Here is a 15329-nt window from a genome sequence, read left to right as displayed (position 1 = left end):
TCAGAGCACCACGTCCTCGGCCGTCCGGATCTCCTGGATCCGGCTCGTGGACTCCAGGCCGGCGAGGGGGTCGGCGGCCTCGAGGGCACCGAACGACAGGTCCGTCAGCTCGGCGATCCGGCGCACCGGCACCTGGTAGGTGCGGTAGGCGCCGTAGCTGAACTCGGCCGCCGCCTCCAGGCCGTGGATGAGCTCCTCCTGGCTCAGCAGGTACGCCGTCGCCGACAGGGTCCCGTCGGACCTGACCATGGCGACGACCTTCCAGAACTGGCGCGGCAGCTGCACACCGCGGTACGGGTCGTCGCCGGTGGCCAGTACCGGGCCGGTCACCACGCTGACCTTCAGGTCGAAGTTGTCCGCGTTGTTCAGCACGTAGTCCTCGAGCCCGGCCCACGTCGTCTTGTTCTGGTTGAAGTCCTTGTGCTGCGGCGAGCAGTTCGTGAAGTGGAACGTGTCGTCGTTGCCCTGCTGCGCGATCGGCTCGGTCGCGCCCCACGCCGGGTCGAGCCGGCGCACCAGGTGCCCGCGATCCAGCGGGTTGGCCCGGTAGATCTCCTCGCCGATCTGCTCGGTCACGGCGACGCGCGGGTCGAGCGACCAGTGGTCGGTTTCGCGCCGCAGCGACCGGCTCGTGCGCCCGTCGATGTTGACCGCGGTGAACATCGCCAGCCGCCGCTCCCGGTGCATGACGACGCTGAAGTGGTGGTACGGCAGGACGTACCGCGGTTCGCCAGTGGCCTCCCGGTTGATCGCCGCCAGTCCGGCGAGCGCGTCGGACAGGCCGGGCAGCGGCACGGTGTGCCCGGGCAGGAAGGCCGGGTCGTACCCTTCCCGGTCCGAGTAGTCCGGGTCGATCCGCCCGGTGGCCGGTTCGGCGCGCAGCCGGTCGAGCAGCGCCCGCTGCGCCGGTTCGAGGGGCTGCTCCCGCAGGAACTTCAGCAGCTTGCTGACCCGGATGCCTTCGTTGAGGAACTCGCCGTACTCCGCGTGGCCCGCCGCCGGGACGCTCGCGTGGTGCAGCGCCACGATCTCCCACTGGTCGTTGAACACCGGCGACCCGGACGACCCCGGTTCGGTGTCGGTTTCGTAGTGCAGGAACTCGTCGAGGACGTCGACGACCCGGTTTTCCCGCAGTGCGACCTGTTTCTTGCGGCCGCCGGGGTGCTGGACGATGGTGACGAAGTCGCCGACGATCGCCTTGCCCTCGCTGCCGATCAGCCGGTTGAAGCCGAACGGGCGCAGTTCGTCCGCGGTCGCCTTCACCGCCACGAGCGCGAAATCGAGCTCGCGGTCGGCGGCGAAGAAGCGGTCCGGGTCGAGCGGGAAGGCCCGTACCGGCCGGGGCAGGCCGTCGATGCCGTCCTGGTAGCCGAACTCGATGACGCTGAACCCGGCGGCCCCGGCGTCCGGCAGCACGTGGTGGTTGGTCAGCAGCAGGTCCGGCGACACCAGCGATCCCGTGCCGTAGCCGACCAGCCGGCCCTGGCCGTTCCGGATGTGCACCCGGCCGACGGCGGCCGAGGCCGTGACGCCGCCTTCGAGGTAGCCGACGCCGAGCAGGTCGTTCGTTCCGGCGATGCGTTCGAGGATCGCGCCCGCGGCCGTCATTGCGGCCGGATCCCCGGCCGCGATCGCCGCCGGGCTCACCGGCCGGAGGTCGGGGTGGTAGCCGCCGAGCCGGGCGATCCGGGTCGCCACCCGGCTCGGCTCGTCGGCCTCGGCGATCCCGCCGGGCTTGCGCAGCAACGCGATCTTGGCCTGCCGTTCGCCGGTGCGCTCCGCGGCCCGCGCGGCCGCGGCCGCCTCCTGCTCGGACTGCCGGTCCGTCTTGACGTCCACCATGCCTCCCGCAAGCCGGAACACCGCGTTAGTCGCGGCGCCGGAAGAGGTGTTACACGGTGGGCGGCGCGTCGCGGGAAGGACTTTTTCACGCACGCACGGGAAGCACGATCGCCGACGCGTGCACGGGGTCGTGGTGGACCTCCTGGTCCGCGGCGCGCAGCGTGACGGCGGTGGCGTGGGGTTCACCGGTGCCGGGATTCCGGGCGTAGCGCGGGAAAGCGCCGCTGGAGACCTGGACCCGGATGCGGTGCCCGCGCCGGAACCGGTGCGCCGTCGGCCACAGCCGGACCGTGACGGCCGTCAGCTCGGCCGCGTCGCGCAGGCTGGTGAGGCCGTCGCAGACGTTGACCGAACGGCCGTCCGGGCCGACGTCGCAGAGCCGGACGAAGACGTCGGCGAACGGCAGGCTCGACCGGAACCAGATCTCCGCCTGCACGTCCCCGATCACTTCGACGTCTTCGCCGAGGACGGCCGTGGTGTAGGTGAGGACGTCGGCACGGGCTTCGAGCGCGGTGTTGTCCGCCCGCCCCGCGTCGGGGGCCATGCGCACGCCGCCGGCCGCGGGGGTCGGGTCGGCGGGGTCGTAGCGGTAGGTGTCCGGCGCTGACCCGCCGGGCAACTCCGGGGACAACGTGCCGCCGGGCTGTAGGTGGAAGCGTTGCGGCGCATAGCCTTCCGGCGGCCACGATGCGAAGTCGCGCCAGGCTTCCTCGCCCATCACGAACAACCGGACCGGCGCGCGTTCCGGCGGTTCCTCGCCGCGGGCGTGCGCGAGCCCGAACTCCAGGGTTTCCCGGAGGGAGACGCTCGCGCCGGCGAGCAGTTCGCCGGCGTGGGTCCACGGCCCGACCGTGAGCCGCGGCCGCCGTCCGGCGTCCTGCAGCGTCCGGAAGTCGCGGAGCTGGCCGGGCAGGAAGATGTCGTACCAGCCGCCGATCGAGCTGACCGGCACGGTGACGTCGGCGACGCGGTCCCGGTGGTCGAGCGCCGTCCAGCGCGGGCTGGTCTCCGGGTGGGCGAGGACGTCCTGGATGTAGTCCGAGCGGTGCCCGATGGCGACGACGTCGGCCTGGGCGAGTGGCAGCGTGTTCAGCGCCTGGTGCACCTTTTTCGCCTGGCTGCGCTGCCGGAGCAGCGCGAAGCGGCGCTCCTGGGTCGCGACCTGGACGCCCCAGCCGAACGGTGTTTCCAGCGACAGGCCGTCCTCCCGCAGGAACTCCAGCGTCAGCCGCGACTCGGTGATGTGCGGGATCATCGCCTTGACCTGAGGCGGCAGGCGGTCGGCCACGGCCCACTGCACGTAACCCAGGTAGCTGGCGCCGGTGAGCACGATCGCGTCGCCGAACCACGGCTGCTTCACGACCCAGTCGAGTGTCGCGAGGCCGTCTTCGCGTTCCTGGCGCAGCGGGTCGAAGGCGCCACCGGAGCCGAAGCCGCCGCGGGTGCTCTGCATCAGCACCTGGAAACCGCGCTCCGCCAAGGGCCTGGCGAGGCCCGCGCCGAACGCGCCCTTCCGGCCGTAGGGACTGCGCACCAACGCGGTCGGCAGTCCCTCACCACCCGTGCGAGGCGCCCACCGGTCGGCGAGCAGCTCGACGCCGTCGGGCATCGGGACACGCAGGTCCCGCTGGACGACGAGGTTCCGCGTGGCGGGGGCGGGCAGCTTCAGCAACCGCTCGAGCAGATGACTGATCGGGTTCACCGGGGCTCCTTCGTGATCATCGCCGTCACGACCGTGCGGATCCGCATCAGTCTGCCGGTGAACTCTTCCGGGTCGAGCGGCTCCGGCCCCTCGATGACCCACGTGTTGACTACCGCGGCGGCGCCGCCGGTCAGGAAGGCGGCCAGGTCTTCGACCCCGCGCGCGTCGAGCCGCCTGCCGAGCAGCCGGGCGATGTGCTGCCGGTTGATCGGCAGGAACAAGCCGGTCAGCGCCTTGTTGAGGGCGAACGAGGACGAGCTGGTCAGCAGGGCCCGGTAGAACTGCCGGTGAGCGGCGAAGTGCCGGCCCAAGGCGAGCATCGACGCCCGCTCGCCGTCCGGCGTCGTGTCGTCGGGCAGGTTGTCCAGCAGTTCGCGCCGGACGAGGTCGAGCGCGGCCTCCAGCAGCAGCGTGTCGCGGTCGCCGAACTGCTGGTACAGCACCTGGCGGCTGACGTCGGCGGCTTCGGCGATCTCGGACACCGGGACGGCGGTGGAGTCGCGTTCGGACACGAGCTCGACCGCGGCCCGCATCAGCGCCGCGCGCGACCGGCGCACCCGCCGGTCCTTGGCGGGCGCTTCGGTCGTCCAGTCGTCGGTCACGGCGTCGATAATGGACAGGTGTCAAGAAAATAGCAAGTGTTCGGTAACCTGGGCGTTCTGCGGGATGCGAGGATGCGGCCATGTCTTCGACCATGCGAGCCTTCGTGCTTACCGGGCCGCGGGAATGTTCGGTGCGGGAGGTGCCCGCGCCACGGGCCGTCGCGGGCGAGGTCGTCGTCGACGTCGAACGGGCCGGGGTGTGCGGCACCGACGTCGAGTTCTTCACCGGCGCGATGGCCTACCTCCACCAGGGGCACTCCGCCTACCCGATGCGGCTCGGCCACGAGTGGGCGGGCACGGTCACCGAGGTGGGGGCCGGGGTGGACCCGGCCTGGCTCGGCCGCCGGGTCATGGGCGACACCATGCTCGGCGACCGGACGTGCCGCCGCTGCCGCCGGGGGCACCAGCACACCTGCGAGCGGCGCCAGGAAGTCGGCATCCGCGGCGGCCGGGCCGGCGCGCTGGCCGAACGGCTCGCCGTCCCCGCGTGGTCGCTGCACGCCCTGCCCGACGCGGTGGACGCCGTCCTCGGCGCCCTCGTCGAGCCGGGCGGCAACGCACTGCGCGCGGCCCGCGCGGCCGGTGTCGGCGCGGGGGACCGGGCGCTGGTCCTGGGCCCGGGGACGATCGGGCTGCTCACGGCGATGTTCCTGCGCGCGGCGGGCGCCGAAGTGCACGTGCTGGGCCTCGGTTCCCCCGAGTTCGCCCGCAGCCTCGGCTTCGCGAACACCTGGACCCGGGAAACGCTGCCCGGCCTGCCCTTCGACGCGGTCGTCGACGCGACCGGCGCCGCCGGCTCGCCCGCGCTGGCCGTGGAACTGGTGGAGCCCGCGGGCCGGGTCGTCTACATCGGACTGTCCGGGCAGCCCAGCCGGCTCGATACCCGCGCGCTGGTGCTGAAGGACGTCACGGCGGTCGGGGTGCTCTCCGCCTCCCCGGGCTTGGCCGAGACGATCGCCGCGTACGCGGGCGGTGCCGTCGACCCGCGCCCGCTCGTCGCCGCGACCGTCGGCCTCGGTGACGTCGGAGCGGTGCTCGCGGGCGAGCGGATCGGCGGCGCGGGCCCGAAAGTCCACATCGACCCGCGCCGCTGAGGCGCTCAGAGCTGCTCGAAGAACTCCAGCAGGGCCGCGTTCACCGCGTCCGGGCGTTCCAGCTGGACCCAGTGCGCGGCGCCCGGGACGTCGACGAAGCCACGCAGATCGGTCGCGGCTTCGGCGATCCGGCTGGTGTCGGTGAACGCCAGGGTGAGGTCGCCGTCGCCGCACAGATAGAAGGCCGGCCGGGTGATCGGGGTGTCCCGCCACGCGGCCAGGAGGTCCCAGTTGCGGTCGATGTTGCGGTACCAGTTGAGCCCGCCGGTGAACCCCGAGCGGCCGAACGCCTCGACCGAGGTGTCGACGTCCTCGTCGCTCAACCAGGCGGGCAGCGTCTCCGGCTCGGTGAACCGGTCGAGGAAGCCCTCGCCGTCCCGGACGACCGGGGCGTCCGCGTTCCCGCCGAGCAGCTTGCGGAACGTCGTGCGCAGGTCCGCACCGAACTCGGCCTCCGCGACGCCCGGCCGCTGGAAGTAGTTCTGGTAGAAACCGTCGCCGAACCGCTCGCGCAGCAGGCTCAGCGGCGGTGCGGGAGCCCGGAGGCTGGGCGGGACGCTGATGCCGGCGACCCCGCGGACCACGTCCGGGCGCAGCAGCGCGGTGTGCCACGCGACGGGCGCGCCCCAGTCGTGGCCCACCACGATCGCCTCGCGCTCGCCGAGCGCGTGGATCAGCCCGACGACGTCGCCGACGAGGTGCAGGAGCGTGTACCGGCTCGGGTCGGCGGGGGCGTCGGTGCCGCCGTAGCCGCGCTGGTCCGGCGCCACGACGTGGTAGCCGGCGGCGGCCAGCGGTCCCAGCTGGTGGCGCCACGAGTACGACGTCTCCGGCCAGCCGTGCAGCAGCAGCACCAGTGGCCCGGTGCCCTCTTCGGCGATCTGCATGCGCAGGCCGCCGACGTCGACGGTCCGGTGCGTGGGCATTCGTGTCTCCTGTTCGCCGTGTCCACAACGGACCGTACGGCATCAGCCGTTCGCGGCCGGAAGCGGCGAGGCGAGCGTCGTCGGCCGGGTGCGGCCGCGCAGGGTGACGTCCCCGGTCGCCGTCCACCGGGCCGCTTCGTCCGCGTCCGCGGCCTCGACGGCCGTCCAGGAGGCCAGCAGGCGGCCGGGCGCGTTCTTGGCCAGCTCGGTCAGCCGCGCGGCTTCGTTGACCGGGTCGCCGATCACCGTGTACTCGAAGCGGCGCGGGTCCCCGACGTTCCCGGCGACCGCGTCCCCGGTCGCCACGCCGATGCCGGCCGGGCCGTCCGGCACCTCCGCGGCCAGCCGGCGGGCGATCGCGCGGCTCGCGGCCAGCGCGCAGGTGGCGTGGTCGCCGAGCGGCGCGGGCGCGCCGAACACGGCCAAGGCGGCGTCGCCGACGAACTTGTTGACCAGCCCGTGGTGCCGGTCGACCTCGTCGACCACCACCGCGAAGAACCGGTTGAGCAGGCCGACGACCTCCTCCGGCGGGCGGCTCGCGGCCAGCGCCGTCGATCCGACGAGGTCGGCGAACAGCACCGACACCGTGCGGACGGTGCCGCCCAGCTCGGTCGACGTGCGCATGGCCGCGACCGCGACCTCGTGCCCGACGTGCCGGCCGAACAGGTCGCGCAGCCGTTCGCGCTCGGCCAGCCCGGCCGTCATGTCGTTGAACCCGGCCTGCAGCAGGCCCAGCTCGGTGCCGTCGTAGACCGGGATTTCGACGGTGAAGTCCCCGGCGCGGACGCGCCCGAGCGCGTGGTGGACCGAGGAGATCGGGTTGACCACCGAGCGGGCGGTGAACACGGTGACCAGCAGCCCGAAGCACAGCACGACCAGCCCGAGCGCGATCACCGACACGGCGAGCTTCGTGGTGGAGACGTCGCCGCGCACCCAGGCCAGCACCGCCGTGACGACCAGCCCGGCCACCGGCACGCCGGTACCCAGGCACCAGAACAGCAGCATCCGCCGGTTGACACCGCCGCTGACCGGCCGCGGCGGCGTGGTGTCCGCCAGCGCGAGCGCCGCGTACGGCCGCAGCGCGAACTCGCCGAACAGGTAGGCGATCGCGCAGACGACGACCGCGGCGAAGGCCACGACGAGGAACTCGGTGAGCACGACCTCCGGCTGCACCAGGGCGGCCAGGCCGCCGAAGAGCAGGGTCGCGATGCCCCACAGCACCGCTTGCACGACCGTCAGCCGCAAGGGAACACGCAGGCTCGCGGCGCGTTCGTCGTCGGTGGGACGGCGTCCGTCGGCCGCCCAGCGCAGGGTCCGGAGAGCGCCGCGGGTGCCCCAGAGCGTGCCGGCGACCACGGCCGAAACGACGTACACGGGTACTGCGACCGCCGTGACGCGCACGAGTTCGCGGGACATGCCCGGCGCCGGCATGAGCAGCGCCGCGAGCCCGGCCACGACCAGGGCGCCGATCACGTTGGTGGCGATCAAAGTGGCCGTGAGCAGGCCTTGGACGCGCCGGCGCAACGCGGTGGCGTTCTGGTCGAGCGGCCCGAGCAGGCCGGAGCCGAACGGCTCCGCCGGGGCGCGTCCTGGGGTCACCATTTGAGTGTACGGTCGTTCACTGAATTGCTCGCAGACGGGTTCGGGTGTATGTGTTACGTTTGGTAACAGTGAACCTGAGTAACACCTGACGAGGAGGTCGGTCGTGACGAGCATCAGCGAATCGGGCGTGCCGGATCGGGAGACCGTGGCGCGGCGGCTGCTCGACTCGGCGGAGCAGCTGTCCTACGACCCCGTCAAGGAGGTCGACTGGGAGACGCCGCTGGACACGGACTACCACGGCGCGAGTCCGGAGTGGAGCACGCTCTACGGCACCTCCTACTGGACGGACCTGACCCCGGAACAGCAGCGCGAGCTGACCCGCCAAGAAGCGGCGTCGGTGGCCAGCACCGGGATCTGGTTCGAAATGATCCTGCAGCAGATGGTGCTGCGCGACTTCTACGCCAAGGACCCCACGGATCCGGCCTTCCAGTGGGCGCTGACCGAGATCGCCGACGAGTGCCGGCACTCGATCATGTTCGCCCGCGGCGCGGCGAAGCTGCGGGCGCCCGCCTACCGGCCGCGCCGGTTCGTCGTCGAGCTGGGCCGGGTCTTCAAGGCCACGGCGACCGGCGAAGCCGCCTACGCGGCGATCCTCGTGGCCGAAGAGGTCCTCGACGTCATGCAGCGTGACTGGATGCGCGACGAGCGCGTGGTCCCGTTCGTGCGCACCATCAACAACATCCACGTCGTCGAGGAGTCGCGGCACATGAAGTTCGCCCGCGAGGAGACCCGCGAGCGGCTGAAGAGCGCCGGGCGGCTGCGGCGGCAGCTCAACGGCCTGGTCGTCGCGATCGCGTCGTACTTCATCGTGACGAGCATGGTGAACGGCAAGGTCTACGAGAACGCCGGGCTCGACGGCGAGCGGGCGCGCCGCGAGGCGAAGGCGAACGAGCACCACAAGTCGATGCTGCGGTCCAGCTGTTCCGGGCTGATGGAGTTCCTGCACTCGGCCGGGCTGCTCACCAAGCCTGCGCTGTGGTTCTACAAGCGCGCGAACCTGATCTGAGATGGCCTTCGCGATCACCCAGACCTGCTGCGCCGACGCGTCCTGCGTGTCGGTCTGCCCGGTCAACTGCATCCACCCGACGCCGGACGAACCCGAGTTCGGGACGACGGACCTGCTCTACATCGACCCGGCCACCTGCATCGACTGCGGTGCGTGCGCGGACGCCTGCCCGGTCGACGCGATCTTCCCGGCCGGTGACCTGACCGGGCCGCTGCGGGCCTACGAGCAGCTCAACGCGGACTACTACGCGGGCAAAGACTTGCTGGCCGGCGTCCCGGTCGCGCCGAACTTCCACCGGTGGGCCCCGCCGTCGTTCACGCGGGTGCTGCCGAGCGACTTCCCGGCGTTGGACGTCGCAGTCGTCGGCACCGGCCCGGCCGGGATGTATGCGGTGGAGGACCTGCTGCTGCACACGAACGCCCGCGTGACGCTCGTCGACCGCCTGCCGGTGGCCGGCGGCCTGATCCGCTACGGCGTCGCGCCCGATCACCCGTCGACGAAGAAGATCGGCGAGACGTTCGCGCGGTTCCACGACCACCCGCGGCTGCGCCTGCGGCTCGGCGTGCCGGCCGGTCCCGAACTGGCCGACCGCCACGACGCGGTGATCTACGCGGTCGGCGCGACGGACGCCCGCCGCCTCGGCGTCCCGGGCGAGGACCTGCCCGGCAGCTTGCCGGCCGCGACGGTGGTCGGCTGGTACAACGGCCACCCGGACGTCGCGCCGGACGCCGTCGACCTCTCGGTGGAGCGCGTGGTCGTCGTGGGCACGGGCAACGTCGCCCTGGACATCGCCCGCATTCTCACGGCGGACCCGGAGGCCCTCGCGGAGACGTCGATCGCGCCGGCCGCGCTGGCGCGATTGCGCTCGGCCAAGGTCCGCGAGGTGGTGGTGCTGGCTCGCCGCGGTCCGGAGACGGCGGCCTACACGCGACCGGAGCTGCAGGCCTTGGCGGCCCGCGGCGGCTTGGTGGTGGACACGCACGACCCCCGCGTTCCGGCGGCCATCGACGGCGCGGAGCCGGGGGAGAAGGCGGCGTGGCTGCGGGGAGTGCCGCGCGAGCGGGTGGACTGGCCGGCCCCGCCGCCGGACGGACGTCGCATCGTGCTGCGGTTCCATTCAGCGCCACTGGCGTTCGGCGGGGACACCGAAGTCCGCGCGGTGGTGACGTCGGGGCCGGAGGGGGACGTCGAGATCGCGACGGGCCGCGTGGTCCGGGCGGCGGGGTTCCGCGGGGCTCCGGTGCCGGGCCTGCCGTTCGACGACGAGGCGGGAATCGTGCCGAACGAGTCGGGCCGGGTCGCCGGGCGGCCGGGGGTGTACGTGGCGGGGTGGATCAAGCGCGGGCCGTCGGGTGGGATCGGCGCGAACAAGGCGTGCGCGCGGGAGACGGTGGGGGCACTGCTGGAGGACGTGGTGGCCGGCCGGCTGGCGGTGCGGCGCAGGGGAGCGGGGGCTCGGCTGTTCGGCCGCGCCTGACCTGCGCCCCCCAAGGGGCACTTTCACGTGAAAGTGCCCCTGTTCCCGTCGTTACCGGCACCAGTGCGGGCCGGTGGTCCAGCCGAGCAGCCGCCGTCCCGAGGTGCCCGGGAGCGTGCCGTCGGGCAAGAACTGTGCGCCCTCCACCACTTCCGCCAGGCCGGTCACCGCCGGGCCGAACCGCTCTTCCAGACCCGCCTGCGTCACCAGCTCGCCCAGCCGCGCCACCGCGGCCCGCTGCTCGTCCGGCTCGCAGAAGCTCAGGAAGAAGAGCGCCTGCCGCCAGGCATACGCGACGTTCTTGACCAGCTGCCGGTTCCAGTGGTGCTGTCCGCCGAGGTGGCGCACCACCCACGTGAACACCTGTCCGGCCCGTTCCGGGCCCGCCAGACGCGGTCCCAGACCGAGGGTTTCCGTCAGCACCGCCAGGTTGTGCGTCGTGAGGATCTGGCTCTGCTCGATCACCATCCCGTTGCCCGCCACCGACCTGCGCCGGCGGCCCGCCCGGGCCTCGCACACCGCTGCGAAGTCGTCCGCCGTGCGTCCGAACAGGCGCCGCCGGGGTGCCGCCCACCGGCTCTCGTCCGGCAGGTCGTAGTACCGGGCGTACAGCGTGCCCGCCATGATACGGCCGGTCGCCGCCGCCGCGGTGCGCCACTTCTCCGTGAACGTGCCCACGAAGATGTCGGCCGCCAGCTCCTCCAGCAGCGGCATCGGGCGCCCCGCCTGCTTGGCCAGTGCGCCGAGTTCGCGCAGCAGCGTGTTCGGCAGGATCGCCTGCGGGAACGAGCCGAGCGCCAGCAGCACCGTCTGCGTCAGCGTCTGCAGCGCCGCCCGGGCGACGTCGGGACGCCGGGCCCGGAACGGCTCCAGCACCCGGATCCACGGCAGCTCTTCGAGCCGGACCTGCTGCTCGAGGTCGAGCAGCAGCAGCCCGCGGCGACGGCGGAAGGCCGCGTACGTCTGCGCGTACAACGCCGCCAGCCGCTCGTCCTCGACGTTCGCCGCCATCAGCTGCGCCGTGATCTGCGGCAGCACCGCCGCCAGGACGTCGCCCGAGGTGATCACGCCGCGCGCGACCAGCTCCTCGACCGGTGCCTCCAGGGCGCGGGTCACCTTCGCGACCAGGTGCGGCGGGACGTCGTCCGCCGGCTCGACGACCGGGTCGAGCGCGGGAAGACCACCGTCGGCGGGGTAGCCGTCGAGCCGGCCGGCCAGCACGGCCGCGAGCTCGGCGTGCGTCGGGCGCGCGGCCACCTCCGCCTGCACCGCCCGCAGGGCGGCCCGCCGCTCCGAGCCCGGCTCGCCGTGCTTGGTGACGGTGTTGGCCAGCGCCCGGCGGATCCAGCCGACGTCGCGGCCGGTGAGCCGCGCACTCGCGAACTGACAGAGCTGCAACGCCCGGTACAGCCGCGCGAAGTTGCCCTTCGGCTGCGTGTGGGACGTCGAGGCCCGGTGCTGGACGCACGCCGTCGCGTAGTCCGCGAGCCATCGCGCCCGCCGCGATCCCCAGCCCTCGGGCCAGGTCCGGCACGGCCAGCCGCCGGTGACGCCGTCCTCGGTCAGCCGCGGCAGTTCGCCCTCGACCGTCTCCGCCCAGAGGGCGACCAGCCGGTCGTACAGCGGGTGCCAGACCCGCAGCGTCTCCAGCATCGCTGCGATCGCGGGCTTGGTCGTCGCCGACCGCAGCGTTGCGCGGACCTCGCCGACCGTGGCCAGCCGCACCAGCGCGCCGGACGGCCGCGGTGCGGCGCCGGGCAGCGGGGCCAGGCGCAGCCGGTGCAGCAGCGGCCGCAGCTCGGCGACCAGGTCGAGGGCGGCCTCGGCGTGCCCGTGGTCGAGCAGCCAGGCGACCACGGGGAGCGCGGCGTCCTCCGGGATCTCGACCCGGTAGGCCTCGGTGGCCAGGGCCGCACGCAGAGCGGCGAGCCCGGCGTCGGTGAGGTACCCGAGGTTGACGCGCTCGCGTGCGGTGCTGCCCGGCGCGCCGGCCGGTACGGCGGCCAGTTCCTCCGGGCGCACCGGAACCTCGGCGAGGTACCGGCCGGTGGCGAACCCGCCGTGCGCGACCTCGAGAGTCACCCACGCCGGGGTGTCCGCGACCGGGGTCCGCGAGCCGATCGTCAGCGACCCGTCGGCCATGCCGGTGAGCACCGCGTGCCACCGCCCGGCCTTGGCGAGCGCGCGGCGGCGGACCTCGCCGTCCGTTGTGGACGACGCGGTGCGCAGCGCGTGCTCGAGCTGCCCGTAGGCGTAACCGGGCGCGGCCTCCTGTGCCATCTGGACTCCCCCTGTGGACCTGGACTTGGAGGCAGGAATCGAACCTGCGCCTTCCCGGATTCGAGCCGGGTGTTCTGCCTGCTGAACTACTCCAAGGTGCGGGGCGCGGAGGCGGAGCTCCGGGCGATTTCCCGCACGGCAACCATAAACCGCCGCGGGAATCGCGGCGACCGACTTTTCCGCAGGCTCTCTCGCCGTGCGGCCGGGGGCGGTTTCCGGGCTGCCGGAGACGAGCGGGCGAGGTAGACTGGAATCTGAATCAAAGTCACGTTCAGGTTGGAGGCCGCATGGCCGGCCCGGAGCCGATCGAAGCGGGCGTCCGCCTGCGCCGGGTGCCCCGCCAGGCACGTTCGCGGCAGAAGCTGGCCCAGGTGCTGGCGGCCGCCGACCGGCTGCTCGCCACGGACGGCGTCGAGGCGCTGACCACCACCCGCGTGGCCGCGGAGGCCGGCGTCTCGGTGGGCGCGCTGTACCAGTACCTGCCGGACCGTGACGCCATCGCCGAGGCGCTGGGCGAGGTGTACCTCGCCCGCCTGGAAGACCTCATGACGTCGTTCGCCGAACGAGCGGCCGAAGAGGCCTGGGAAGATCCCGTCGGTCTCCTCGTCGACGCCTTCGCCGGGCTCTACCGAGCGGAACCCGGGTTCCGTGCGCTGTGGTTCGGCCGCGGCCTCACCGACGGAACCCGGGAAGCCGACGTCGGGCACAAGCGCGTGATGGCCACCGGCGTCCACCGCATCCTCGTCGCGCAGGGCCTGCTGTACGACGACTACGAAGCCGCGGTCGCATGCCGCACGGCCTTCCTCGCCGCCGACGCCGTGATCCAGGAGGCCTTCCGCGGCGACGGCGCCCCGGAACTCCTGGAGCCGGTCAAGACGATGCTGCGGGCGTACCTCGGGCAGCAGCCGCGGCCGTAGCGCCGGTCACGGCTTGTTTCGGAAATCCTTTCCGAGGGCAGCGGATAATTCCCGGCAACCGCATCACCGGTCCGGGCGTTGTGCTGAGATCGAGCGGTATCGCTCAGCACACAGGAAGAGATGACGATGGTGAACCGGCTCGAACTCGCGGCCTCGACACAATGGACAGACGGCGAACTCGCGGTGCGCCCGCTCGAACTGACGACACCCGAAATGCCGGTGTCCTGCTACTTCGCCGAGGCGATCGTCGTCGCGGCGGCCGCGGCGAACCGCGCGCTGGCGGCCACCGAGAACGCCCGGGCGGTCGCCGCGGCCGGCAACCGGTGGAACGCCGGGCACGCGGTGGACATCGGCGGCTTCCAAAGCTCCGGCCGGCTGACCGGTGCGGGCCCGGGCATCTCCGCAGGATCCGTGACCGACCTGCTGGGCTTCCGCGAGAGCGGCCTCTAGCCACGCCTCGACCGGGCCGAAGGCACCTGATCGGTGGCGCAGACGAGGAATTCCTCGCCTCGCACGACGCGGAGCCCGTCGGCCCGGTCAGCGAAGTACCGCTCGTCGAGCTCGGCGCCCGAAACGTGGACGGCGTCGCGGAATCCGGCGTCCCGGGCCATCGCCAGCATTTCCGCGGGGGAGAACGAGCTGACGAAGGGCGTCCCCGCCGCTTCGGCTCGGCGAGCGGTGGCCTGGTGCCGGGCGCGTTCGCCGTCGTCGAGGAGCTCGGCCGGCAGCATGAACGTCATCGCCAGGGTGGATCCCGGGGCGAACCCGGCGATCCGGCGCAGCGTGGCCGCGTTCGCCTCCTTCGTCAGGTACATGCTGACGCCGGTGGAGGCGACGACGGCCGGTTCGCCCGGGGAGAAGCCCGCGGCCGTGAGCCGGTCCCACCACGACGTCGTCTCGAAGTCGACCGGGACGAAATGCAGCCCGTCCGGCACGCCCAGGCCGAGCTCGGCCAGCCGCGCACGCTTCCACGCCTGCGGCCCCGGCCGGTCCACTTCGAACACCTGCAGCCGGGACGCGAGCTCCGGACGGCGCTGGGCGAAAGTGTCCAGCCCGGCCCCGAGGATCACGTACTGCCCGACACCCCGGTCCGCCTGCTCGGCGACCAGGTCCTCGACGAACCGGGCCCGCGCCACCATGCCGGCCCGGTAGCGGCCGGCGGTGGCCGGATCCATGTCGTCGCGGTGCCGCCAGCCGTCGTCCGGGCCGGCCAGCCGCAGGCCGAGTTCGTCGGCGAACACGCGTGGGGCGGTGGGTCGACGGCGAGGTGCAGAGCGCGCCACAACGCGGTCCGCACCGCCGTGCTGTTCGGGGCGGCCACCTCAGGCCGCACCCGGCGCCGACAGCTTCCACGTCCGCCCGTCGGGATCGCGAACCGTCATTTCCCTGGTGCCGTAATGGGTTTCTTCGAACGGGGTGACCACCTCGACGAGGTCGCCGGCCTCGAACTTGTCCGCGTCCGGGACCTTGAACACGATCTGCGTCCGCGGCTCCTGGCTCTCGGGTACCTCGGCGATGAACAGCCAGGGTCCGTCGCCGTTGCGCAGCTGCCCGGAGTTGTGGTCGGTCGCGAAGTCGATTTCGTAGCCCAGCGACTGGAAGAACTTGGCCGCCTTGCCCCAGTTGTGCGTCTCCAGGTACATCGCCTCGATGCCCTCGGTCGTCATGTCAGTGCTCCTCTTCGGGATCGGTCTCGAGGTAGGCGCGCAGTGCCGCGGCGACGAGCGCCGACAGTGACTGCTCCGTCTCGACGGCCCGGTACTTGACCTGCCGGATCAACCCGATCGGCAGGTACACGTTGAACTGCTTGACGTCGTCATCGCCCACCCGCCGAGGCTAGCATGCTAGCAAGCTAAGTTCGCAAGTCCCGCCGTCCGCATC

Annotated in this window: 13 protein-coding genes, 1 tRNA gene and 1 pseudogene; 5 read left to right on the top strand and 10 right to left on the bottom strand. The window is 72.7% G+C overall.

The features are described from left to right. From ACLJQF_RS23905 to ACLJQF_RS23895, 3 genes are all read right to left on the bottom strand, one after another. The gene (locus ACLJQF_RS23905) at positions 1-1842 is read right to left on the bottom strand and encodes a DNA/RNA non-specific endonuclease (RefSeq protein ID WP_410611726.1); all 1842 of its coding nucleotides are present in this window, start codon (positions 1840-1842) and stop codon (positions 1-3) included. An 85-nt stretch (positions 1843-1927) separates the two neighbouring features. Continuing rightward, complete coding sequence (locus ACLJQF_RS23900) at positions 1928-3544, bottom strand: CocE/NonD family hydrolase (RefSeq protein WP_410611724.1); 1617 nt, start codon at positions 3542-3544, stop codon at positions 1928-1930. Beyond that, a complete protein-coding gene (locus ACLJQF_RS23895; RefSeq protein ID WP_410611723.1) occupies positions 3541-4146 on the bottom strand; it encodes a TetR/AcrR family transcriptional regulator in 606 nt (201 codons plus the stop codon). The genes ACLJQF_RS23900 and ACLJQF_RS23895 overlap by 4 nt, the downstream gene beginning before the upstream one ends. A gap of 80 nt (positions 4147-4226) precedes the next feature. On the opposite strand from ACLJQF_RS23895, the gene ACLJQF_RS23890 reads away from it, so the two are divergent. Then, the gene (locus tag ACLJQF_RS23890; RefSeq protein WP_410611721.1) at positions 4227-5240 is read left to right on the top strand and encodes a zinc-dependent alcohol dehydrogenase; all 1014 of its coding nucleotides are present in this window, start codon (positions 4227-4229) and stop codon (positions 5238-5240) included. Between the two features lie 5 nt (positions 5241-5245). Here ACLJQF_RS23890 and ACLJQF_RS23885 read toward each other — a convergent pair whose 3' ends face one another. Beyond that, positions 5246-6166: an alpha/beta fold hydrolase gene (locus ACLJQF_RS23885; RefSeq protein ID WP_410611719.1), complete on the bottom strand. Its 921-nt coding sequence runs from the start codon at positions 6164-6166 to the stop codon at positions 5246-5248. A 42-nt stretch (positions 6167-6208) separates the two neighbouring features. After that, entirely contained in the window at positions 6209-7768 is a 1560-nt protein-coding gene (locus tag ACLJQF_RS23880) for an adenylate/guanylate cyclase domain-containing protein (protein WP_410611718.1), read from the bottom strand. Positions 7769-7871: 103 nt separating this feature from the next. Here ACLJQF_RS23880 and ACLJQF_RS23875 point away from each other — a divergent pair, with 103 nt between their 5' ends. Together ACLJQF_RS23875 and ACLJQF_RS23870 are read left to right on the top strand one after the other, a co-directional pair. Then, positions 7872-8774: an AurF N-oxygenase family protein gene (locus tag ACLJQF_RS23875; protein WP_410611717.1), complete on the top strand. Its 903-nt coding sequence runs from the start codon at positions 7872-7874 to the stop codon at positions 8772-8774. Position 8775: 1 nt separating this feature from the next. Further along, positions 8776-10251 carry an FAD-dependent oxidoreductase gene (locus ACLJQF_RS23870; protein ID WP_410611715.1) on the top strand — a complete coding sequence of 492 codons (1476 nt, stop codon included), beginning with the start codon at positions 8776-8778 and terminating at the stop codon, positions 10249-10251. 51 nt (positions 10252-10302) lie between these two features. Here ACLJQF_RS23870 and ACLJQF_RS23865 read toward each other — a convergent pair whose 3' ends face one another. Both ACLJQF_RS23865 and ACLJQF_RS23860 read right to left on the bottom strand, forming a co-directional pair. Then, positions 10303-12531 (bottom strand): hypothetical protein, encoded by a 2229-nt coding sequence (locus ACLJQF_RS23865; RefSeq protein ID WP_410611713.1) that lies wholly within the window; start codon positions 12529-12531, stop codon positions 10303-10305. 20 nt (positions 12532-12551) lie between these two features. Next, positions 12552-12627, bottom strand: a tRNA-Ser gene (locus tag ACLJQF_RS23860). Positions 12628-12818: 191 nt separating this feature from the next. On the opposite strand from ACLJQF_RS23860, the gene ACLJQF_RS23855 reads away from it, so the two are divergent. After that, complete coding sequence (locus tag ACLJQF_RS23855; RefSeq protein WP_410611712.1) at positions 12819-13448, top strand: TetR/AcrR family transcriptional regulator; 630 nt, start codon at positions 12819-12821, stop codon at positions 13446-13448. A 120-nt stretch (positions 13449-13568) separates the two neighbouring features. Beyond that, positions 13569-13898 (top strand): hypothetical protein, encoded by a 330-nt coding sequence (locus ACLJQF_RS23850; protein WP_410611710.1) that lies wholly within the window; start codon positions 13569-13571, stop codon positions 13896-13898. Here ACLJQF_RS23850 and ACLJQF_RS23845 read toward each other — a convergent pair. The 3 genes and pseudogenes from ACLJQF_RS23845 to ACLJQF_RS23835 form a co-directional block, all read right to left on the bottom strand. After that, positions 13895-14769: pseudogene (locus ACLJQF_RS23845) on the bottom strand (class I SAM-dependent methyltransferase). The gene ACLJQF_RS23850 and the pseudogene ACLJQF_RS23845 sit on opposite strands and share 4 nt — an antisense overlap. A gap of 1 nt (position 14770) precedes the next feature. After that, positions 14771-15115 carry a VOC family protein gene (locus ACLJQF_RS23840; protein ID WP_410611708.1) on the bottom strand — a complete coding sequence of 115 codons (345 nt, stop codon included), beginning with the start codon at positions 15113-15115 and terminating at the stop codon, positions 14771-14773. A gap of 1 nt (position 15116) precedes the next feature. After that, entirely contained in the window at positions 15117-15275 is a 159-nt protein-coding gene (locus ACLJQF_RS23835) for a CopG family transcriptional regulator (protein WP_410611707.1), read from the bottom strand. Between the last annotated feature and the right edge of the window lie 54 nt (positions 15276-15329).

Source organism: Amycolatopsis sp. lyj-109 (genome assembly GCF_046548995.1).
GTDB lineage: Bacteria > Actinomycetota > Actinomycetes > Mycobacteriales > Pseudonocardiaceae > Amycolatopsis.
The sequence above is the reverse complement of the archived record's forward strand: the minus strand, read 5'-3'. Positions and strand labels throughout refer to the sequence as shown.